Source organism: Acidobacteriota bacterium (assembly GCA_026393755.1).
Lineage (GTDB): Bacteria > Acidobacteriota > Vicinamibacteria > Vicinamibacterales > JAKQTR01 > JBAXOX01.
Window position 1 is genome coordinate 200,107 of record JAPKZO010000032.1, and the last position, 22,314, is coordinate 222,420.

A 22,314-nucleotide genomic window follows, 5' to 3' on the forward strand; every position below is an offset into this window, starting at 1 on the left:
GCGGATAACCTGATGGACGCAAGCTCTAATCTTACCGACTTCCTGCACCAGGCGCCACCGCCGGACGGTAATCAACGCGGACGAGCACCAGGCCGCGCGGCGGTGCGGTCGGGCCTGCCTCGCGACGGTCTGGGCGGCCCAGAAGCGCCGCAATTGAATCGACGGCGCGGCGATGATCCCCGACTTCAACCAGCGTTCCGACAACCGCCCGGACCATGTGGCGGAGAAATCCATCGGCTTCGATCCGCACGACGACCGGATGGCCCTGGCTGTCGCTGGTGACGGATTCGAATGGTGACGCGACCCCGGCCGATCGCACCGCCCCGACGGCGACCCTGGCGGACCAGATCGTCCGCACGCTCGTCTTGACATCACTTCCAGCGGATTGGAACGCCGCAAAATCGTGGCGTCCCTCGAGCAGCCGGGCGGCGGCGTCCATCGCGGCAACATCCAGCACGCGCGGAACATGCCAGCACGACGCCCTGAGCAGCGGTGGCAGCACGTCGCCCTGCCAGATCCAATACTCGTACGTCTTGCCCGACGCGCTGAACCGGGCATGGAACTGGTCGGCCACGTCCTCGACACTGACGACCCGGACATCAGGAGGGAGAATCGCGTTGAGCGCTCGCTTCAGGGTTGGCTGATCCAGCGAGGTCGCAACCCGGGCGCTCGCAACCTGGCCCAGGGCATGGACACCGGCATCCGTGCGGCCGGCGCCGGCCACCACGACTGGCGCCCCATCAATCCGGCTGAGCGCCTCTTCGATCAATCCCTGAATGGACTGGCCGTTGGTCTGCCGTTGCCAACCCGCATAGGCGGAGCCGTCATAGGAGAGCGTGAGTTTCAGGACACGGGGCATCGACATCCACTCTTACTACTTCCCCGTCCTCGACCCCGGTTTCGTCACCGGGATCCCCTGCGCGCACAGCGGGCAGGCCTCGGGCTTGTAGGTCGGCGGCGTCAGCGCGGCCAGCGCCGAAAATGGCACGTCAACCGGCGACCCGCTTCCACTGCGATTGATGACGGCGCCGGCTGCCACCACGGTGGCCCCGGCAGCCCGAGCCACGTCCATGGTCTCGCGGGTCGAGCCCCCAGTGGTCACGACGTCTTCGACGACCACCACTCGATCGTCGGGTGCCAGGCCGAACCCCCGTCTCAGCGTCAACACACCCTCGACGCGCTCGGCAAAGAGAGCCCGCACGCCCAGCGCCCGGGCCACCTCGTGGCCGATGATCAGGCCGCCAAGCGCGGGGGACAGCACCGCGGTCGCGCCCAAACCGGGCATCAGGGCCGCCAGCGCCCGACCCAGTTGTTCGGCTTCGGCGGGATGCTGCAGCACCAGCGCGCACTGAAGGTACGCCGGGCTGTGCAGGCCCGACGAGAGCCTGAAGTGCCCTTCGAGCAGCGCACCCAGGCGCCGAAACTGGCCCAGCACATCTTCCTGATTCATTTCCGGAGCCCCCCGGTGAAACGGCCCTCGACCCGTCAAACGGTCGTGTTCCTAGCCTTCGTGAATGGTCCGGGCTAGTATACCCGGAGCGGATTTGCTGAACCGTGGTCCAACCTGATCCGTCTATATCCAGAGGACAGTCGTGTCCGAAGGGCGCGCCCGCGAGGACTCGCGCCGGCAAGCCGGCTGGGCCGATTAGGGAAGTTATCGCACAAGCCCTGGAGTCGATGGCAATGCCTCAACAGCTTTCTCGTGCCGCACGGATCAGTCTCGTCGTGCTTTCGATCATCGGCCTCTCGGCGTCCGCCTTCGCGCAGACGTCCGCCCCGGTGCCGGCTGGGTCGGCCCAACCGCTGTCACTCGAAGAGGCGGTCAAGCTGGCCCTCGAGAACAATTTGAACGTCCGGGTCGAGAGAATCAATCCGCAATTGCAGGACCTGTCGATCGCCCAGGCCCGGACGGCGTGGACGCCCAACCTGACGTCGACGGTGCGGAATGGCCGGACGGTCAGCCCCATCACCAGTTTCTTCGCTGGGGCAAGCAACCAACTGGTCCGCGATTCGTTCTCGGCCAATGTCGGCGCCAATCAACTGCTGCCGTGGGGCGCCAACTACACGGTGTTGTGGGACGCCTCGCGTGGAAAGTCGAACAGCGTCTACGACAGCCCGAACCCCTCGCTTGCGTCGAATCTCAATTTCACGTTCACCCAGCCCCTGGTCCGCAACCGGCAGGTTGACAACGCCCGGCAGCAACTCACTGTCACGCGGATGAACCGGGAAATTTCTGATGTGTCGCTGCGCCAGACGGTGCTGGCGACGATCCGCAACGTGAAGTACGCCTACTGGAATCTGAAGGCCTCCGCGGCGGCGTATGTCGTCGCCCAGCAGTCGCTCGACCTGGCCAAGGAATCGCTCCGGAACAACCGGTCGCGAGTCGAAATCGGGACGATGGCGCCCATTGATATTGTCGAGGCCGAGGCCGAGGTGGCGCGGCGCGACGAGGCGGCCATTGTCGCCGAATCGAACGTGCGTCGGGCCGAGGACGCGCTGCGGACGCTGATCCTGGATCCGAAGTCCGCAACCTTCTGGGCCGTGAAGTTCGACCTCACGGACCAGCCGGTGTTTGCGCCGCCCACTGTTGACGTGGAAGGCGCGGTCAAGGCGGCACTCGAGAAACGGACGGACTTGCGCTCGGCGCGCAAGAACCTCGATCTGACTGAATCGAACATCAAGTTCCAGCGCAACCAGATACTGCCCGACGTCAATGCCCAGGTGGCGTACGGACTCACCGGATCGGGAGGCACGGAGCTGACCTTCGGCGAAGGCGGTTTCCCGCCGCCGGTGATCGGCCAGGTCAAAGAGGGGCTTGGCAAGGTGTTGAGCCGGTTGTTCAGCAACGATTTCCACGGCTGGTCGTTCGCGGTCAACGTGTCTTACCCGATCGGCACGAGCATCGCCGAGGCGAACCTGGCCCGGACGAGGCTGCAGCTGTCGCAGGCGCGAATCCAACTGCAGAACCTCGAACTGCAGGTGACCAGTTCGGTGCGCGATGTGGCCAGGCAGGTCGAAACCAACCAGAAACGCGTGGTGTCCACCCAGGCAACCGAGCGGTTGATGGCGCGGCGGCTGGAAGCTGAGCAGAAGAAGTACGCCGCCGGCATGTCGACCACGTTCCTGGTCTTCCAGGCCCAGCGCGACCTGGCCGATGCGCGGTATTCGGCGCTGGCGGCGCTGCTCAACTACAACACTTCGCTCGTGGATCTTGAGACGGTTCAGGAAGCGCCCACGGCGGGCGGCTCGTCGATTTCAGTCGGCGGCCAGTAGTTGCATCATCGCGGCCGGGAAAGATTGCTGTACACTCCCCCTCGTGTCCGGCTTAACCGTCACGATCGTTACGCTCAACGAGTCGGCGAACATCGCCGCGGCCCTCGAGTCGGTCTCGTGGGCCGACGAAATCGTGGTCGTTGACGCTCAGAGTACGGATGACACGGTCGCCATTGCCAGGCGATTCACCGATCGCGTCGTGACGCGGGAGTGGCCCGGATACGTCGCGCAAAAGAACTACGCCGCCTCCATTGCCTCCGGCGACTGGATCTTCTCGCTCGACGCGGACGAACGTGTCACGCCGGAGCTGGCCCGCGAGATCAAGACACTCCTGAAAGGCGATCTTCCGTGCGCCGGATACCGCGTACCTCGCGTGAGCCATTATCTGGGTCGCTGGATTCGGTCCACCGATTGGTACCCTGATTACCAGCTCCGGCTGTACGACCGGCGGCGCGCCCGCTGGACCGGCCGGTACGTTCACGAGTCGGTCAACGCCGAGGGCCAGGTCGCCCGCCTTGGCTCGGCTCTGCAGCATTACCCGTACCGGGACGTGTCACACCATCTGGCCACGATCGATCGGTACTCGAGTCTCTCGGCACGCCAGATGTTCGAGGATGGGCGACGCGCCAGTGCCGTTCAGCTCGCGTTCCACCCGCCCGCGGCGTTTCTGCGCAACTACCTGGCCCGCGGCGGCGTTCGCGACGGCGCGGCAGGGTTGATTGTGTCGATACTGAATTCGTACTACGTGTTCCTGAAGTTCGTGAAGTTATGGGAGATGGGAAGAAGTAAGAAGTAATGCCCTTTTCCCTCCACATCGACACCGCGGTCTCCTGGCGCGGAGGACAGAGCCAGGTTCTCCAGACGGTGATGGGCCTCCGCGCGCGCGGCCACCGCGCCGCGCTGGTAGCTCATCCGAAAGGAGAACTCGCCCGCCGGGCCCAGGAGGGACACGATCTGATTCGCCTGGCGCCGCTGCATGAAGTCGATTTCGGGGCGGCGCTCAAGTTGTCGCGCGTGCTGCGCGAATTGAATCCTGACGTCGTTCACGCGCACGATCCGCATGCGGTGGCAATGACGGCGATGGCGCTGTCGATGTTCGGCCGCGAGAGACGGCCGGCGTTTGTCGTCGCGCGCCGCGTCGATTTCCATCTCAAGCAGAACTCCTTTTCCCGCTGGAAATACAAGTTGGCCGACTGCGTCGTGTGCTCGTCGAATGCGATTCGGGCGATGGTCGTCGAGGATGGCATCCCGGATGATCGCGTGATCACGGTCTACGAGGGCGTCGATGTCGATCGGATCGCCGCCATTCCCGCGGCAGACGTCCACACGGAACTCTGGCTGCCGCCGCACGCGCCCGTTGTCGGCAACGTCGCGGCGCTCGTCGCGCACAAGGGCCAGCGATATCTCATCGAGGCGGTGCCCCTCATCGTCCAGCGACTGCCCGACGTGCAAGTGCTTCTCTTCGGCGAAGGCGAGCTTCGATCGCAGCTGCAGCGGCAGATCAAGGCGCTGGGGCTCGATCATCACGTCCGGCTCGTCGGCTTTCAGCCCAACGTGCTCGCGCTCATCAAGAGTCTGGATGTGTTCGTCATGAGTTCGATCACCGAGGGCCTCGGGACGTCGATCCTGGATGCGATGGCCTCGTCCAAACCCGTCGTGGCGACCGACGCGGGAGGCATCCCGGAAGTCGTGGAGCACGGGGTCACCGGGCTGCTGGTGCCCGCCCAGAAACCCGCCGCGATGGCCGAGGCCATCCTGCGTCTGCTCAACGACGCGCCGCTCCGGACGCAGATGGGCAACGCGGGCTTGGAACGGGTGCGGGCCCGATTCAGCGTGGATCGGATGGTGGACGAGACGCTTGCGGTCTACGAGCGCGCGGCCGGCATGCGCCCCGCAGCGGGCAATGGGAGTCCCCCGCCGGCCGATTGAATCCGCACAAGTTCAGCATCCCGAGGTGGCACAGCGCAAAGTCGTAGCGCACCGGATCATCAGGATCGAGTGTCCGCAGGGAGGCCGTGATGTCGGCGGCCATCCGCCAGCCCGGTGTCCGATAGGTCGTCAGGCCCAGGCACTGGCCAACGCGAACGACGTGCACGTCGAGCGGGATGATCAGGCGCGACGCCGAAACGCGCTTCCAGACGCCGAGGTCGATCCCGTCGCGACGCACCATCCAGCGAAGAAACAGGTTCAGGCGCTTGCACGCGCTCCCGGCCGAGGGCCGCGCGAAGAAGGTGTGGACACCGGGCCGTCCTGCGGTGCGCCCGTACACGCGCCTCAGATCAACCTGTTTCGCACGCTCACAGAAGCGATCAAGCCCCGGACCAATATCCGGCGACGAGGGTGTATCGCCGTCAATAAAGAACTGCTCGAGCGATCCGGCATCCTCCAGCAGCTGCTTCAGCGTCCAGAGCAGCGCTGCAAGGTCCCGCCCGCGCGTCCAGCGATGCCCGAGATGTTCAAGTCGTGCGGCGTCGCGCTCCGGCTCGAACCGCCGGACGAACGCCGACGGCGACGGTCCCATCACCTCAAGCAAGGCATCGATCGAGGCCAGGATGCCGGCCACACGGCCAAACGCGAGGCCGGCTGCACAGAAAGCGACAATTTCGGTGTCGGCCGGATCGGTGAAGGGGCGCACCCGCTCGATCGGATCGCTGATGCGCCCGCTCCAATCACACTCGCGGTACAACCGGTCGAGCGCGGGCTTGAGATGGCGGACGTTTGCCGTGTGGCCCCCTAAAACGCGCTGATCGCCCGTCCCTCGCGACATAGCGGGCACGAGGCAACCGGGTAGTTATCCGGCGCCCGGTACTCGGCCACGGCCACATTCGGGACCCCGAGATTGACGATGGCTTCGAGCCGATCACAGATCTCCACGGTGCCGATCACGATGCCCCCGGCCTGTGCGACCAGCGCGGCGCACCGCTCAAACGTCTGGCCGGTGTTGCGCACATCGTCGGCGATCAACACCCGCTTGCCCGCCATCTGCGCGCCGTAGAACGGACGCAGCGTGTGGCCGCCGGCGTGGTCGGGCGCAAAGGGCGCGAACAGCCGCGCCGGTTCCGTCAGTTTGCGCCGGCTGTCGAGCAGGCCGGCAATCGTGTGCGCCAGCAGCGCCCCGCCGGTGGCAGGTCCGGCCACCACGTCGGCCTGTTCGATCATCGCCGCCGGCATGAGATCAATCAGATCCTGGGCGAACCGCCAGATCGTCGAGGGAAACCTGAACAACTGGTGCGGGTTCAGATACACCCTGCCGTGGTACCCATTGCCATAGTCGAAGTGGCCGTCGAGCATGAGCACACCTGCCCGCTGCAGTTCGTCGAACGCCTTCTGGCGGATCTCGTCACGACCTCTCACACCTCTCTCCTCTCCAGGCCGGCGGCCTGAGATACGGCGGCATTGGCAAAGACGACGCGGCCCCCGATGAAGGTGGCGGCCACTCCGCCCCGAAGCGGCCACCCGTCAAATGGCGTGTTCCTGGCCTTGGAGCGGAACGCGGCGGCGGACACGATCACCTGAAGGTCTGGAGCCAGAATCGTGATGTCCGCGGTGTCTCCAGGCGCAATCCGCCCGCCAGGCAGCTTGAGAATCCTGGCCGGGTTCACTGAAAGCAGCTCAACCAGCCGGCCCATGCCGATGACGCCGGCGTGGACCAGGCCGTCGATGCAGAGCGACACGGCCGTCTCGAGGCCGACGATGCCGAACGACGCGCGGTCGAATTCCACTCTCTTGTCGTCGGCGTGATGCGGCGCATGATCGGTCGCCACGACGTCGATCGATCCGTCTCTGATCCCGGCCAGCAGCGCGTCCCGGTCGGTGTCGCCCCGGAGCGGCGGATTCATCTTCAGGTTGGTGTCGTAGATGAGCGGGGCCCGAAGCCGCTCGTCGGAGAGGGTGAAGTGGTGCGGCGTCACCTCGCAGGTGACGCGGGCACCGCGCGACTTCCCGGCGCGCACCGCGCGCACCGCGCCGGCCGTGCTCAGGTGGGCGATGTGGACGTGCCCGCCGGTGGCGTGGGCCAGGACGATGTCGCGCTCGACCATCACGTCTTCGGCCGCCGCCGGGATGCCCCGCAACCCCAGTTGAGCGGCGTGGAATCCCTCGTGAGCCACGCCCTCTCCGGCGAGCGACCGGTCTTCGCAGTGGTCGATGATGGGCATGTCGAACATGCCGGCGTACTCGAGCGCACGCCGCATCAGCGCCGCGGTGGCCACCGGCCGACCGTCATCGGAAAAGGCGACGCACCCGGCTTCTCGCATGTCGGCGATCTCGGCCAGGTGCTCCCCGTTCGATCCGTTCGACACGGCGCCGATCGGGTACACGCGGGCCAGATTCGCCGCGGCGGCCTGCTTCAGGATGAAGCGCGTCACGCTCGCGTTATCGTTGACCGGGTTCGTGTTCGGCATGCACGCGACGGCGGCAAAGCCGCCAGCCACCGCGGCCGCCGTGCCGCTGGCGACCGTCTCCTTGTGTTCATAGCCCGGCTCGCGCAAGTGCACGTGCATGTCGATCAGGCCCGGCACAACGACCAGCGACGGACCCAGTTCCACGATGTGGGCCCCGGCGGCCGCCTCGGCGGGAATCGACGTGTCCACCCGGGAGATTCGATCGCCGTCCACCAGCACGTCGCGAATCCCATCGATGCCGGATGCCGGGTCGACGACGCGGGCGCCTTTAAGCAGCAGCTTCATTCTCGCCTCCTCCGGCCAGCAGGTAGAGCACCGCCATGCGAACAGCCACGCCGTTGGTCACCTGATCGAGGATGACCGACGCGGGCCCGTCCGCGACCTCCGATGCGATCTCGACCCCACGGTTCATCGGCCCGGGGTGCATGATGATGGCATCGGGCTTGGCAAGCCGCACACGCTCCGGCGTCATCCCGAACACGGTGAAGTACTCCCGCAGCGACGGGAAGAAGCCGCCCTGCATGCGCTCGAGTTGAATGCGCAGCATCATGATCGCGTCCGCCCCGTCGACCGCTTCGTCGACGCGGGTGGTCGCATGGACGCCGAGCCGATCGAGCCCCGGGGGCATCAGCGTTGGCGGGCCGCAGGCCCAGACGTCGGCGCCAAGCTTGGTCAACAGCAGGATGTTCGACCGGAACACGCGGCTGTGGAGCAGATCGCCGACAATCGCGATCTTCAGCCCGGCAATCCGGCCCTTGCGTTCGCGGATGGTGAAGGCGTCGAGCAGGCCCTGCGTCGGGTGCTCGTGCGTTCCGTCCCCCGCGTTCACGATTCCCGCCCGGCAGGTGCGCGCCAGCAGGTGGCATGCGCCCGACGAAGCGTGTCGAACCACCATGATGGCCGGCGCAATCGCCTCGAGGTTGAGCGCGGTGTCGATCAACGTCTCACCCTTCACGACGCTCGACATCGCGATCGCGATGTTCAGGGTGTCTGCGCTCAACCGTTTCTCCGCAATCTCGAACGACGTTCGCGTCCGCGTTGACGGTTCGAAGAACAGATTGATGACCGTCTTGCCCCGCAACGTCGGTACCTTCTTGATGGACCGCGACGCGACTTCCTTCATCGCCTCCGCGGTGTCCAGGATCAGATTGATTTCCGACACGTCAAGGTCGGCAATCCCGAGCAGGTCCTTGCCCCGCAGACGACTGGCTGTCTCGCTCATGCCTGGTCTCCTTCCGCGCGCTCGATGCTCACCTCGTCGACCTCGTCGACCTCGGAGAGGCGGACCCGGATCGTCTCGGCCAGCGCAGTCGGCAGGTTCTTGCCGACGTAGTCGGCCTTGATCGGCAGCTCCCGGTGGCCACGGTCGACCAGCACAACGAGCTGGATCGTGCGCGGGCGGCCAAAGTCGATCAGGGCGTCGAGCGCCGCCCTGATGGTGCGCCCGGTGAACAGCACATCGTCGACGAGGATGATGTGGCGGTCGTCGATGGAGAACGGGATCTCGGTGGGCCGGACGATGGGCTGCGGGCCCACCGCGTGCCGCATCAGGTCGTCTCGGTAGAGCGTGATGTCGAGGGCGCCGTTAGGCACCTCACGGCCCGTGATCGTCAGCAGGAGCGAGGCCAGCCGGCGGGCAATCGGCACGCCGCGAGTCCGCACGCCGACCAGTGCGAGTTGGTCGACGCCGCGGTTGCGCTCGACGATCTCGTGCGCGATCCTCATGAGCGATCGGCTGACGCGATCGGCATCCATCACGATGGGCATGGAATCCTCCTGGGAACGGAGAGTCGGGATTCGCGCCTTCGTCCTGAGCCTGTCGAAGGACTTCGGCGTGGCAGGCGGGGTTCGGGAATCGGGATTCGGGATTCGGGATTCGGGAAGCGAGGTTGAACGTCGGTCGGGAAGCCGACCGGGAGTCAGGCGGAGTGCGGCGATGGTTCACGATGTGCCTCTTTGTGGCCTCTCGGGCCACCGTTAAAGAGCTACCTAAGTATACCGCTACCGCTCGTATGTGGGGATGTACGTAATCGGCCGGTGCGTCGTGAAGTCCCGGCTGAAGATGTCGGTCCTGGCAAATCCATCCATGTCGCGGCCCACCGGCAGTCCGAAGAAGTACAACACCGTCGGTACGAGGTCGACAATCGACGCCCGGGCATATCGGCCAGGCGTGACGGCCGACCCGAACACAAACATGAATCCATCCGGCGCGCGCTCGTGAGTACCGGTCGGCACGGGGTTGCCAAATGTCCTCTCCAGCAACTGTTTCCCGATGTCCATCGGGTCCATGCCGAAGCCGGACATCACGATCAACAGGTCTCCCGGCCGCATCCCGGCAATCGCCCGGCCCACAGCGGCGTCGGCGGCTGCGTAGAATCCGCCGAGTGCGAGGTTGTATCGCTCGACGTCCTCGGCGGACACATCGCCAAACGGATTGGGCTGCGCATAGCGAAGCAGATAGTGCCCCGCCGCATCAAGACATCTGTACCGAACGGCTCGGAACCGGCTGGGGAAGGATCCCTCCAGATCGGTGGCCATCCGCTCGTACGCGCGGTCTGAACGGCACGTGCTCGCGATCAGTTCGCTCGCATCGCTGCGGGCCGGCGCCGGCGCTCCCCGCGTATCGACTCCGGGATTGGTGAGCGCGGCAGCGGCCACACTCGCCGCTTCGCGCGGCCAGGCGCCCTCGGTGTTGTCGAGGTCGACGCTCGATCCCGCCAACTGCGCGAACTCATCGCTCACCTGGTACCCACGCAGTTCGCGCGCCGGCTGCGTGACGGACCAGTTGATGATCCCGACTGGGACGCCCTGCTGGCTGAGGATGTTCCAGAGTGATCGCGCCGTCAGGTCGCGGCTCGTATGAAGCTGCTGTCGAAGGAAACCAAACCGCACGAGCGCGTGCGCAAAACACGAATCCGGCAGCACCTCGATCGCGTCCGTGCCGCCAACGGGCCAGTACGTGGCCGCCGACCTGATGCCGGTCTTCACCGGCAGTTTGCCCGTCGCCGCGGCGGTCCACACCGTGCCTGGCTGAGTGGGACGGATCGTCGCGACGTGCATGAACGCCGCCGACTGAGCCAGCCGTCCGAAATGCGGCAGACGTCCATCGGCGGCTCCCGGCGCGATGACATCGAGCGAGGCGCCTTCAAACAGCAGCAGGGTGACCCGGCTTTCGCCCGCTGCTTCGGCCGTCGCGGCGAGGCCGCCCGCGTCGCGCGGCGGTCTGGTGGCATCGGTGCCGGGGCCCCGAAACGTCATCGGCACGGCCACCGACGCCATCAGAAGCAACGCCAGCAGGACCGGTTCGTACTTCGAGCCCAGGGGGGCCCTCCATCGATGCCAGATTGCCAGCATCAGCATGAAGGCGGCACACAGCGTGAGGGCCACCGCCCCGCCCGTCATCCGCAGCACGGTCGACGGGTCGAGCACGGGACCAAAGCCCTGCAGGTTCGTCCAAGTCAGAGCTGCGCCCGTCCCCGCGCCAATCGCGCAGAGCCACACGAGCACGCGGAAGCTGATCCAGCCGGGCGAGATCGGCTCGGCCGCCACCACCTGGTGCACCACGATCAACCCATAGAAGACAGCCGCGACGTTGAGGCCGTAGGAGGCGACCAGCGTCAGTACAAGCGCCGGAAAGCCTGCCAGCGAGTAGTGCGGGTTGAGTTGCAGCATGAGCACGGCGATGTACAGCGCGACGGCCACGCCGGCAATGACCGCATTGGTGAGCATTCGAAGATATCGCACGTCGCTCAGGCTCCGGCCCGTACTTTACACCTCCAACGGTATACTTTCTCCATGGCTGCTCCGGTCGATGTGCACGCCGAGGTGCTTTCGAACACCCACCTGTCGGCGGACTACAACGTACTCGTGCTAGCGGCCCCGGCGATCGCGGCGTCGGCACGGGCCGGTCAGTTCGTGATGGTCCGGACCGTGGGCGGCACGGACCCGCTGCTTCGGCGGCCATTCTCGGTCTTCGAGGTGCTCCGGCGAGCCGACGCCACACCGTACGCGATATCGGTTTTCTGCAAGCGCGTCGGCGCCGCTACGTCGCGCCTGTTCGAGGCGGCGGTCGGTGATCACCTCGACTGTCTCGGTCCGCTCGGCAAGCCCTTCGCCACAGTCGGCCCGCCGTCGGAGGCATGGATGGTGGCCGGAGGCGTGGGCCTGGCGCCGTTCGCCACGCTCACCGAAGAGCTTCGGTCAGCGGGCACGAGGACGCGGCTCTTCTACGGCGGCCGCAGCCACACAGACCTGTTCTATCTTGACTGGTTCGAGAGCCGTGGCGTCGCACTTGAACTGGCGACCGAAGACGGCAGCCGCGGCACCGACGGCCGCGTGACCGTGCCGCTCGAGCGCGCGCTCTCGGCGCAGCCCGCATCAGCCGGCCTCACGCTGTACGCCTGCGGGCCTGAACCCATGCTCAAGGCGGTCGCCGATCTGGCCCGCCGCTACCAACGCCCGTCCCAGCTGTCGACCGAGCGGATCATGGGATGCGGCATGGGCGGATGCTACAGCTGCGTGATCCGTGTTCGAGACGAAGACGGGCACGCGCACTTTGTGCGCTCGTGTCTGAACGGCCCGGTGTTTCGTGGCGATGATCTGGTGTGGGAATGAAGGCTGATCTGAGCGTCTGCATCGGCTCGCTGGTGCTGAAGAACCCCGTCATCCCAGCCAGCGGCTGTTTCGGTTACGGCCTCGAGTACGCGGACGTGGTCGACCTGGCGAGCCTCGGTGCTATCGCCGTCAAGGGCCTCTTTCTAGCTGAACGAGAGGGTCATCCGCCGCCGCGGATCGTCGAAACGCCGTCGGGCATGCTGAACGCGATCGGGCTCCAGGGCATCGGCGTCCACCGGTTCGTCCGTGAGAAGATGCCGGAGTTGCGGCGTCTCGGCGCGGTGGTCATCGTCAACATCTGTGGATCGACCATTAGTGAGTATGTGGAACTGGCCCGCATCCTCTCGGATGTCGAGGGCGTCGCAGCGCTCGAGCTGAACATTTCGTGTCCCAACATCAAGGAAGGGGGCATTCAGTTCGGTTGCGATCTCGCCAGCACCCATGCCGTCGTCAGCGCCGTGCGCCAGGCGACGCGACTGCCGATCATCCCGAAGCTGACGCCCAATGTGTCCAGTGTGTCGTCATTCGCCAAGGCGGCCGAAGAGGCGGGCGCCGACGCGGTATCGCTCGTCAATACGTTTCTGGCGATGGCCATCGACGTCGAGACGCGGCGGCCAAGACTCTCCAATGTCGTGGGTGGATTGAGCGGACCCGCCATCAGGCCAATCGCCGTGCGGATGGTGTACGACTGCGCGCGCGCCGTGCACATCCCGATTATCGGCATGGGGGGCATCGCCTCCGCGCGGGATGTTCTCGAGTTCATGATCGCCGGTGCGACCGCCGTGCAAGTGGGCACGGCGTGCTTTGTCGATCCGTTCATCTGGACGAAGTTGATCGCTGGTCTCGACGAGTACCTCGAGCGGCACGGCATCGAACGCGTCGCCGACCTGGTGGGGACGTTGAACATCGATCGCGACTAGATACGGTTTCACGCTCTGCGCTTAGGGGTGTCAGAACCGGGTGTACACCGTTCTGGGGACGCTGTTGGCATGACTGCTCAGAATCCGATCATTGTCGCGCTGGATGTGGACAGCCCGTCGAGCGCGCTGGCTCTGGCTGACCGGTTGCGGGGCGTGGTTGGCGCCGTCAAAGTCGGCAGCCAGTTATTCACCGCAGCCGGGCCTGAAATCATCCGCCGCCTCACCGAGCGCGGCCACCGGGTCTTCCTCGATCTGAAGTACCACGACATCCCGAACACCGTCGCGGCAGCGGCAGCCGAGGCAGCCAGACTCGGCGCCTGGATGATCGATGTGCACGCCAGCGGAGGTCTCGCGATGATGAAGGCGGCCGGCGAAGCCGCGCGGGCGAGCGCGGCCGCGGCCGGCGTGACGCCCCCGCTCATCATTGCCATCACGGTCCTGACGAGCTTCGATCAGAACACGATCGCGTCAGTCGGCATCCAGCGGTCGATTCTCGATCAGGTCGACGCGCTCGCCTGGCTCGCCCAGGAGGCGGGACTGGACGGCGTGGTGGCCTCGCCGCACGAGGTGGCTCGCCTGCGCGCGGACCGCGGCGATCAGTTCGTGCTGGTCACGCCCGGCATCCGGGCGCACGATCCCGACGACGCCGGCCGCAAGCGCGATGATCAGGCCCGGACGATGACGGCTGGCGCAGCGATGGCCGCTGGCGCCAGCTTCATCGTCGTTGGCCGGCCGATCATCGCCGCGCCAGATCCACTCGCGGCCGCGAAGGCTCTGGCGGAGGAGGCGGGCGTTACTTTGCCGAGATGACGAAGTGGCCGCGCCGGTTCTGCGACCAGCAGGCCTCGTTCTCCTCGGAACAGGACGGCGACTCCTTCCCCTTACTCACGACCATCACGCGATCGGCCGCAATCCCGAGACTGGCCACGTAGTCGCGGACAGCCGCCGCCCGGCGCTCCCCGAGCGCCATGTTGTATTCGCTGGTGCCCCGTGCGTCGCAATGTCCCTCGATCACGATCTTGGCGCCGGTCCAGCGCTTGAGCCAGTCAGCGTTCTTCTGCACCGCCGCGCGGGCATCGTCACGCAGGACCGCCTGGTCGTAATCAAAGAACACGTCCTGTAGCGGCTTCTCCGCATTGAGGTCGGCGAGGCTCTTCCGGGCGAACAACTCGTCTTCGGTCAACGGTCTTGGCGCCGGCGGGGGCGGGGGTGGCGGCGGAGGTGGTGGCGGGGGCGGCGGCGGCGGCGGTATCACGGGTGGCGGCGGGGGCGGCGGCGTCGGCGCGGTCACCGGAGCCTTCTTCGAACACGATACCGATGCTCCGACGGCCGCGCAGGCCACCGCGAGCACGAGGATTCGAACAAAGCGGGTCATCAGGCTCTCTCCTTGTGATTGTCGGGGGCCGGTCATGCACGCAGACCGGCCGGCGAGGACAAACCGCCTACCAGTACGATTCTCAACTGGAATCTACGGCTTTCCGGCCGTGCTGTCAAACGCGCGTCCGTCTGCGCGCTCGACACACATGATGAATCACCTGGTGTCCGACCACGTCCCGTCGCATCCGCTGAACTCCACAGTACAATGCACGCGTGGATCGACTGCTTGAAGCCACATCGCGCGCCGAACGCGACGATGGAGTCGCCCGACGTGAGAGAGTCACCGAGGCTGCCTGAGCCGTGCTGCCCGATCCGCGGCGCCCCGCCGTTCCAGTTGGTCAGCCAGAGCGGCGCGGGCGGGTTCGTAGGAAGGATCTACCGAGAGCGCCTCGGCAAAGCGCGCAACTGCGGCGTGCTCATCTCCGCTGTCGCGGCTCAGGAGCCCCAGATTGAAGTAGACGGAGGGTGATCTGGGGTCCACGCGTATCGCCGATTCGAACGCGTCCCGCGCTTCGTTGCCGCGTCCCATCGATGCCAGCGACGCGCCCAGCAGGGCCCAGGCGCGTGCGTGCGCCGGATCGGCTTCCAGAACGACTCGGGCCAGCCTCGCCGCTTCATCAGATCGGCCTTCGAAGAAATGCAGCACGGCTGAGTAGTAGGACGTATCGGGCCGGTCGGGAAAATCACGACTCATCGCCGTGACAAGCGGCGCCAGCGTCTCTGCCGCCCCGCGATCGGCCGCGAGCGAGGCAAGTTGTTCCCACACGGCTGGGTCGGCCGGCGTGCGCCGGGCGGCTTCCCGCGCAACGCGCACGGCTTCGTCCCACTCGTCGTGCGATGCCAAAAGGCGCGACAGCGCGACGCCGGCCGCCGAATTGGCCGGATCCTGCGTCAGCAGCCGCCGCAACAGAACCAACGCTTCGGGCGCCCGGTTGGCTGGCAGAGCCGCCCTGGTGAGACCGTCAAGCGCCCCGCGATCTTTCGTGTCAAGCCCGATTGCACGAACAAAACTCTCCCAGGCCTGGCGCGGGGCTTCGGCTCGCAGGAGCAGGCGTCCTCGGTCGACCCAGTCGGAGGCCGATGCGTACCTCAGAAGACGCGAGAAATCATCCGGCAGATTCTCAGCTTGGAAGAATCTGGGAAGCTCCTCAACGGCCGTCGTGCCCCCGCGTCCGTAGATCGCTTTGGGCGCCGAGTACTCGAGGGCCAGTCGATCGTCAGACTGGAGCGGCGCGTGCGCGGCGTACGCAAGAACCTGTCGAGGATCACCCGCGAGCAGAGACAGCACCGAGAACGGCCGCGTCGCGTCGACCGATCGAAGATCGCCGGCAACCTCTCGTGTGTTCCAAAAGTCTGCGAGACGCGCCGCCCGCAGATCGAGCCGCGTCGTCGACCCAATCAGCAGCACGTCCGATTCTCCGACCAGCCACAGGGAAGTCTCTGGAAAGACGGAGGCGAAGGTCGCCACGATCGATCGCAGATCGGATTCCCGCATGTCGTAGGCGTGCGCCCACTGACAGGCGATTCCGCCGGGTGCGAGCCGGAGGCGCACAGCATCGAAGAACTCGCGAGTGAAAAGCGCTGCCATCCCCGCGATCCATGGGTTTGACGGCTCTGAAATGATGACATCGTAGGCGGTGCGGGTCAGGAGCAAATGCGAACGCCCGTCGCCAACGACCAGCTGCGCGCGCGCATCGGCCAGCGCGTTGTGATTGACGTCCCGGAAGAACTCCGACGCGCGCACAACCTCGGGAGAGATCTCGATTACATCCACGTTCCGCACCGGGTGACGCAGCACGGCGGCCAGCGTCACGCCGCTGCCGAGGCCGATCACGCACGCTCGTCGCGGCGCCGGATGCATCAGCATCGGCAGATGCCCGAGCAGTTTCTGCGTCAGCATGTCGCCGCCGTCCGATGCGTCGATCTTGCCGTCGATGGCGAGCGTCGTCGTCCCGGCTGTGCGTTTGACTGAGACGGTGCCGATCGCGCCATCGGCGTAGTACAGCACCGTGCCTGCCCGAAGAGCGGACTCGGCATCGAGACCTGTCAGGTAGGGCGCGTACTTGTAGGCACCGCTCGCCAGCAGTTCGACATCCCAGGCGGGAACAATGAGTGCCGCGGCCAGAGCCAGGCCCGGTATCAACATCCCGACGATGCGGGGATGGTACGTGCGGGGTGGCATCGACAAGACGATGGCGCTTCCGACGACGCCCAACGCCGCGGATACTTGCACGGTGTGCTGCAGGCCCAGCATGGGAACGAGTACGAAACCTGCCAACAGCGCACCGACGATGGCGCCGGCCGTGTTGGCCGCGTAGATCCCGGCGACATCGTGAGACGCCCCATCGACGTCACGGGTCGCGACAGCCAGCGCGAGCGGAAAGGCCGCACCGAGGGCGCTCGTCATGGGTAGCAGGACCGCGGCGCCAAGGAGCGCCTGCAGCCCGATCATTCGCACAAGGGCAAAATCGGGGGCCGCTGCCGCCTCGGCGATGATCAGCGGAAGACGGTTGATGAATGTGGAGATCCCAACCGAGCCGATCGTGGTGAGCGCCAGGGCCGCACCGAGCCAGAAGACTGGCTGACGCGTCCTTCGCGCCAGCCATGTCCCAAAGGCCGCGCCAAGGGCGAGGCCGCCGATGAAGATCACCAGCATGGCACTGAACGCGTACGTGGTGGGGCCGAGCACCAGCGCAAGCACCCGCGTCCAGGTGACTTCCGAGATGAGCGCCGCACAACCGGACAGCGCCAGGGCCACCGCCGCAAGCCAGGGCCGGGGCGGCGGCAACTCGAGAGTCTGGCCGGGCGGGTCGAGCCGATACCGTCGATTCCGCGCAGTCGTTGCGCGGCGATTCGGCACCGAGAAGACAGGGGGCGCGACTGGACCCGGTGGCTCAGAAGATCGTGCGGCGATTCGGAACGCCGCCATCGCGGCCATCACATTGATCGCGATCGCGGTGGCCACGGTCTGGCGTGCGCCGAACTGCGGCATCAGCAGGAAACCTGCTGCCAGCGCGCCGACGGACGCACCCAGCGTGTTGGCGGCGTACAGCGCACCGGCTTCGCCACCGGGGTGGCCGGCCTCGCGAACCAGCCACCGCGTCGCTGCCGGGAAAGTCGCTCCCATGGCGGCCGTCGGCAGCGCCAGCAGCGCAAGACTGATGGCCAGACGTACGGCACCGAACAGCCACCCGGCGCCATCGTGGCCATACACAGCCGCCAGCATCGGTTTGCACGCTTCAAGGCCGAAGGGCACCAGTATGGCGCTTGCGGCGATGGTCACCTCGAGACCCGCGTAGATACGAAGGGCCCGCCGCCGGGACCATGACGGCGCCAGTTGCCCTGCCACCAGCGCACCTGCTGCCATGCCGCCCATATAGGCCGCCAGCACCGTGCTGATGGCGGCTGTTCCGTGGCCCATGAGCAGGCCGAACACCCGCGTCCAGACGACTTCGTAGATCAGGGCGGCAGCTCCAGACATCGCATAGATGGTCAGCAACGGCCAGTGGCGTGGCTGGAGAGCGGTCTGGGTGAACCCGTCTCGACGGTTCTGAGTCATGGACTTCCTGGCGTCCGCGTTGCGGGCAGATTCTACCAGATGGTCCTCTTCGGGATCCGGACCAATCGGTCGCGCGCCCCGAAGAGATTGATCGTTGAGCGGATCGGCTTGACGGATTCACTGAATGGATCCGTAGATTTCAGGTCCAAAAGGCGTTAGGCTACCGACCGTGCCTCGACGGTCGGCGTCCGACCGCCGACGTCGCTAGAAAGCTGACGAGGAGGGTCAATGTTGCAGAAGAGATCCTGGCTGGTCGCCTCCCTGCTGCTGGTGCTTGTATCTGCAGCCCCCGTGGCGCAATCACAAGGCAGGTTCACGCCTCCGACATTCGGACCATACACCGTCGGTGACGACTACTTTCTCGGCAACTACGCGCAGTTGCAGGCGTACTTCGCCAAACTCGACCAGGAATCGGATCGGATGAAGGTGGTTGAGGTCGGCAAGACCGCGGAGGGGCGACCCATGATCATGGCGATCATCACCTCGCCCGAAAACCACAAGAAGTTGGACCGTTACAGGGACATTTCCCGGCGGCTCGCGCGCGCCGAGGACCTGACCGACGATCAGGCGCGTGCGCTGGCCGCCGAGGGCAAGGCGGTCGTCTGGATCGACGGCGGGCTGCACGCAACCGAAACGGTCAACGCGCAGGAACTGTTCCTGATGGCGTACCAGATGGTGAGCCAGAACGATCCCGAAACGCTTCGGTTCCTCAACGACGTGATTCTGCTCTTGACGCCGGCCAATCCCGACGGCATGGATCTCGTGTCGAACTGGTACATGCGGGAACCGGACCCCAGGAAACGATCCACGGCAGCCATTCCGCGCCTCTACCAGAAGTACGTCGGTCACGACAACAACCGCGACTCGTACATCGCCAATCAACCCGAAACGGAAGCGATCAACCGCCTGCTGTACATCGACTGGATCCCGCAGATCATGTACAACCAGCACCAGACCGGGCCGGTGGGCGCCGTCCTGTTTGTCCCGCCATTCCGCGACCCGTTCAACTACAACGAAGATCCGCTGGTGCCGATGGGTATCGACCTGGTCAGCGCGTCGATTCACAACCGGTTTGTGACTGAGGGCAAGGGCGGGGCGGCGATGCGGTCCGAAGCTGCCTACTCGACGTGGTACAACGGCGGCGAGCGGACGACGGCCGGCTTTCACAATCAGATCGGCATCCTGACCGAAATCAAGGGTGACCCGACGCCGATCGAGATTCCGTTGGTGCTCGATCGCCAGTTGCCCCACCAGGATCTGCCGCTTCCGCTGCCGCCGCAGAAGGTGTGGCACTTCCGCCAGTCGATCGACTACATCATCTCGGCCAACCGCGCCATTCTCGATGTCGCCTCCAAGCACCGGGAGGACTTCCTGTTCCGGATCTATCGGATGGGCCGAAACTCGATCGACCGCGGGAGCAGCGACTACTGGACGCTCCAGCCCCAATGGATCGAGCAGGCGAAGGCCGCGGCGGCGAAGGAGGCAGCAGGCAGCGCCGCCACCCGTTCTGGTCGCGGCGGTGAAACCCGCGTGGGCGAAGGCGTGCCAGTGCCGATGAAGTACTGGGATCTGATGCGCACGCCCGAGCGCCGGGATCCTCGCGGTTACATCGTGCCGGCCGATCAGGCCGATTTCATCACGGCGACGAAGTTCGTCAACGCCCTGATCAAGGCCGGCGTGGTCGTCCATCGGGCGACAGGCCCGTTCCAGGTTGCAGGCAAGACGTACCCGGGTGGTTCGTACGTGGTGAAGGCCGCTCAAGCGTTTCGCCCGCACCTGCGCGACATGTTCGAGCCGCAAGATCACCCGAACGACTTCTTTTACCCAGGCGGACCACCCAAGCCGCCTTACGACGTGACCGGTTACACACTGGCCTTCCAGATGGGTGTGAAGTTCGATCGTATTATCGACGCGTTCGACGGCCCCTTCGAGGCGCTTCCGCTGACGCCTCTCAAGCCAGTTCCGGGCAAGGTGACGGCGGCGGCGAAACCGGCGGTCGGCTACCTGCTCGACCATCGAGTAACCGATGCGTTCGTCGCCACGACACGGCTGCTTGGCGCGAAGGAAGAGGTCTACTGGCTGAAAGCCCCGTTTGCAGTGGGCGGCAAGACCTATCCCGCCGGTACTATCTACGTGCCGAACAGGCCCACGACTCGACCGTTCGTGGAACGGCTGGCCGCCGACTTGGGTTTGACGTTCGAAACAACGGCGGTGAAGCCGGCCGGCGATGCGTTCAAGCTGCGGCCGATGCGCGTCGCCCTGTGGGACCAGTACGGCGGTTCGATGCCATCGGGTTGGATTCGCTGGATGTTCGAGCAGGCGTTTCCGCTGGCGTTCGATGTGATCTATCCGCCGGCTCTCGACGCCGGCAATCTGGCGGCAAAGTACGACGTGATCATCTTCCCGACCGGAGCGATCCCTCTGGTTGACGGAGCGGCCGGCCGGGAGTCACGAGACGAGGGATCGGCTCCAGCCGACCTGCCGGCCGAGTTCAAAGACCGGGTCGGCAGCGTAACGGTGGCCACGACAGTGCCGCAACTCCGGAAGTTCGTGGAAGACGGGGGCACGATCGTCGCCATCGGCTCGTCGACCAACATCGCGTACCATCTCGGACTGCCCGTGACCAGCGCGCTGGTCGACACAACGGCGGCGGGAGTGGAACGTCCGCTGACGGGAGACAAGTTCTACGTTCCGGGATCGGTGCTCCAGGCTAGCGTCGATCCTACGAATCCGTTGGCGTATGGATTCGACGAAACGGCGGACATGATGTTCGACCGAAGTCCGGCCTTCCGTCTCGGGCCTGATGCGCCGCTCCGCGGCGTGCGCCCGGTGGCATGGTTCCCCACCTCTCGGCCGCTCAAGAGTGGATGGGCCTGGGGGCAGCACTATCTTAAGGGCACGATAATCGCAGTGGACGCCACCTTGGGAAAGGGCAAGGTGTGCCTCCTCGCGCCGGAAATCACCTTCCGTGGCCAGCCGCACGGCACGTTCAAGTTCCTCTTCAATGCCATCTACTACGGAGGCGCGCACGTGGTGAACGTGGCGCAGGCCGGTACGGCGATCAGGTAGGCCCCTCGACGGGAAGAGTCGAACCACGTTCGACTCTTCCTGCAGGCCCTTGCCCGCAGGAGAACTCATGCACGAACTTCCCTGTTCTCGTCTCATGCGAACCGTCGCAATCTCAGCGTTGTGCCTGCTGGCTCTGGCCGGACCTGTCTTTGCGCAGGTCGGACGGATCTCGGGTGTTGTGAGCGACGATGTCGGCCAGCCGGTGAAGGGCGCAACAATCAAAGCAGAGAACCCGACCGCGACCCCCGGCACGGTCACGGCCACCGCCGACGACAAGGGCCGATTCTCTATGATCGGGCTGCAGAAGGGCATGTGGTCGTTCACGGTCTCGGCACGAGGCTACGCGCCGGTCCAGGGAAGAACTGAAGTCTCCACGCTCAGGCCAAACCCGCCGATTGAATTCCGGCTGAACCGGACGGCAGGCGGGTCCTCGTCATCCGCGACGGGGGGCGCGGGTTCAAAAGAACTGCAGGCGGCGCTGGAATCGGCCCGAGCATTCGTGGACGCCGGGCAGTACGACCAGGCGATCGCGGCCTACAGGACGATTCTGGAGAAGACGCCTACGCTGACGACGATTAACCTCGAAATTGGCAACGCGTTCCGCCGGAAGAAGGACTACGACCACGCCATCGAGGCGTACCAGGAAGTTCTCAAGACCGATCCGTCCAATGAGCGGGCGAGAATCAGCGTTGGCATGGCCTACATGGAGAAGGGGGATCTGGCGAAGGCCGAGGCGGCACTGACAGACGCGGCGGTGGCAGCTTCAGCCGGACGCGAAGTCTTCTACAGCCTCGGCGAAGTTCTGTTCGCCCAAGGCAAGCCGGAAGATGCGGCCAGGTGGTATCAGAAGGCCGCTGATGCTGATCCCACATGGGTCAAACCGGTGTTCAAGCTGGGAATGGTGGCCATCTCCAGGAACGACAAGGACGCCGCCATCAAGTTCCTCGAAAGAGTCGTCGCCATGGATCCGGCGTCATCTGAGGCCGGGCAGGCCAAGGCGGCGATTGACCAACTCAAGAAGTAGACACGTCGGAGTACAGGAATGCGGGGCCGGGCTGTTGTTGTGCCCGGCCCCGCGGCCTTTCTCGAATCCACAGCG

The 22,314-nt window shown here is 65.6% G+C and carries 18 protein-coding genes; 8 read left to right on the forward strand and 10 right to left on the reverse strand.

Going from position 1 to position 22,314, the window contains the following annotated elements:
• Nucleotides 1–31: 31 nt before the first annotated feature.
• Together truA and pyrE are read right to left on the reverse strand one after the other, a co-directional pair.
• Nucleotides 32–859, reverse strand: coding sequence for a tRNA pseudouridine(38-40) synthase TruA (gene truA, locus NTV05_14530; protein MCX6545614.1), 828 nt, complete (start codon nucleotides 857–859; stop codon nucleotides 32–34).
• 15 nt (nucleotides 860–874) lie between these two features.
• The gene (gene pyrE, locus NTV05_14535; protein MCX6545615.1) at nucleotides 875–1,450 is read right to left on the reverse strand and encodes an orotate phosphoribosyltransferase; all 576 of its coding nucleotides are present in this window, start codon (nucleotides 1,448–1,450) and stop codon (nucleotides 875–877) included.
• Between the two features lie 233 nt (nucleotides 1,451–1,683).
• Here pyrE and NTV05_14540 point away from each other — a divergent pair, with 233 nt between their 5' ends.
• The 3 genes from NTV05_14540 to NTV05_14550 are packed head-to-tail and all read left to right on the forward strand — an operon-like array spanning nucleotide 1,684 to nucleotide 5,202.
• Complete coding sequence (locus tag NTV05_14540; GenBank protein MCX6545616.1) at nucleotides 1,684–3,273, forward strand: TolC family protein; 1,590 nt, start codon at nucleotides 1,684–1,686, stop codon at nucleotides 3,271–3,273.
• 43 nt (nucleotides 3,274–3,316) lie between these two features.
• A complete protein-coding gene (locus NTV05_14545; GenBank protein MCX6545617.1) occupies nucleotides 3,317–4,069 on the forward strand; it encodes a glycosyltransferase family 2 protein in 753 nt (250 codons plus the stop codon).
• Nucleotides 4,069–5,202, forward strand: coding sequence for a glycosyltransferase family 4 protein (locus tag NTV05_14550; protein MCX6545618.1), 1,134 nt, complete (start codon nucleotides 4,069–4,071; stop codon nucleotides 5,200–5,202). Before NTV05_14545 ends, NTV05_14550 begins: the two co-directional genes overlap by 1 nt.
• Here NTV05_14550 and NTV05_14555 read toward each other — a convergent pair.
• From NTV05_14555 to NTV05_14580, 6 genes are all read right to left on the reverse strand, one after another.
• Nucleotides 5,102–6,040, reverse strand: a complete 939-nt coding sequence (locus NTV05_14555; protein MCX6545619.1) for a TIGR02757 family protein — start codon at nucleotides 6,038–6,040, stop codon at nucleotides 5,102–5,104. The genes NTV05_14550 and NTV05_14555 overlap by 101 nt on opposite strands.
• Nucleotides 6,007–6,627 carry a phosphoribosyltransferase family protein gene (locus NTV05_14560; protein ID MCX6545620.1) on the reverse strand — a complete coding sequence of 207 codons (621 nt, stop codon included), beginning with the start codon at nucleotides 6,625–6,627 and terminating at the stop codon, nucleotides 6,007–6,009. Before NTV05_14560 ends, NTV05_14555 begins: the two co-directional genes overlap by 34 nt.
• The gene (locus tag NTV05_14565; GenBank protein MCX6545621.1) at nucleotides 6,624–7,961 is read right to left on the reverse strand and encodes a dihydroorotase; all 1,338 of its coding nucleotides are present in this window, start codon (nucleotides 7,959–7,961) and stop codon (nucleotides 6,624–6,626) included. Before NTV05_14565 ends, NTV05_14560 begins: the two co-directional genes overlap by 4 nt.
• Nucleotides 7,945–8,898 (reverse strand): aspartate carbamoyltransferase catalytic subunit, encoded by a 954-nt coding sequence (locus NTV05_14570; protein ID MCX6545622.1) that lies wholly within the window; start codon nucleotides 8,896–8,898, stop codon nucleotides 7,945–7,947. Before NTV05_14570 ends, NTV05_14565 begins: the two co-directional genes overlap by 17 nt.
• Entirely contained in the window at nucleotides 8,895–9,443 is a 549-nt protein-coding gene (gene pyrR, locus NTV05_14575; protein MCX6545623.1) for a bifunctional pyr operon transcriptional regulator/uracil phosphoribosyltransferase PyrR, read from the reverse strand. The genes NTV05_14570 and pyrR overlap by 4 nt, the downstream gene beginning before the upstream one ends.
• Nucleotides 9,444–9,677: 234 nt before the next feature.
• The gene (locus NTV05_14580) at nucleotides 9,678–11,420 is read right to left on the reverse strand and encodes an alkaline phosphatase family protein (protein ID MCX6545624.1); all 1,743 of its coding nucleotides are present in this window, start codon (nucleotides 11,418–11,420) and stop codon (nucleotides 9,678–9,680) included.
• Between the two features lie 51 nt (nucleotides 11,421–11,471).
• On the opposite strand from NTV05_14580, the gene NTV05_14585 reads away from it, so the two are divergent.
• From NTV05_14585 to pyrF, 3 genes are all read left to right on the forward strand, one after another.
• Nucleotides 11,472–12,290, forward strand: coding sequence for a dihydroorotate dehydrogenase electron transfer subunit (locus NTV05_14585; protein ID MCX6545625.1), 819 nt, complete (start codon nucleotides 11,472–11,474; stop codon nucleotides 12,288–12,290).
• Entirely contained in the window at nucleotides 12,287–13,210 is a 924-nt protein-coding gene (locus tag NTV05_14590; GenBank protein ID MCX6545626.1) for a dihydroorotate dehydrogenase, read from the forward strand. Before NTV05_14585 ends, NTV05_14590 begins: the two co-directional genes overlap by 4 nt.
• Nucleotides 13,211–13,279: 69 nt before the next feature.
• Entirely contained in the window at nucleotides 13,280–14,020 is a 741-nt protein-coding gene (pyrF, locus tag NTV05_14595; GenBank protein MCX6545627.1) for an orotidine-5'-phosphate decarboxylase, read from the forward strand.
• Here the strand turns inward: pyrF and pal are convergent.
• Nucleotides 14,004–14,585 (reverse strand): peptidoglycan-associated lipoprotein Pal, encoded by a 582-nt coding sequence (gene pal / locus NTV05_14600; GenBank protein MCX6545628.1) that lies wholly within the window; start codon nucleotides 14,583–14,585, stop codon nucleotides 14,004–14,006. The two genes, pyrF and pal, sit on opposite strands and share 17 nt — an antisense overlap.
• Nucleotides 14,586–14,867: 282 nt before the next feature.
• On the reverse strand, nucleotides 14,868–18,146 hold the full coding sequence (locus NTV05_14605; protein MCX6545629.1) for a fused MFS/spermidine synthase: 3,279 nt from the start codon (nucleotides 18,144–18,146) through the stop codon (nucleotides 14,868–14,870).
• Nucleotides 18,147–18,374: 228 nt separating this feature from the next.
• Here NTV05_14605 and NTV05_14610 point away from each other — a divergent pair, with 228 nt between their 5' ends.
• Both NTV05_14610 and NTV05_14615 read left to right on the forward strand, forming a co-directional pair.
• Nucleotides 18,375–21,215 (forward strand): M14 family metallopeptidase, encoded by a 2,841-nt coding sequence (locus NTV05_14610; protein MCX6545630.1) that lies wholly within the window; start codon nucleotides 18,375–18,377, stop codon nucleotides 21,213–21,215.
• A 94-nt stretch (nucleotides 21,216–21,309) separates the two neighbouring features.
• Nucleotides 21,310–22,239, forward strand: coding sequence for a tetratricopeptide repeat protein (locus tag NTV05_14615; GenBank protein ID MCX6545631.1), 930 nt, complete (start codon nucleotides 21,310–21,312; stop codon nucleotides 22,237–22,239).
• The last annotated feature ends 75 nt before the right edge of the window (nucleotides 22,240–22,314 follow it).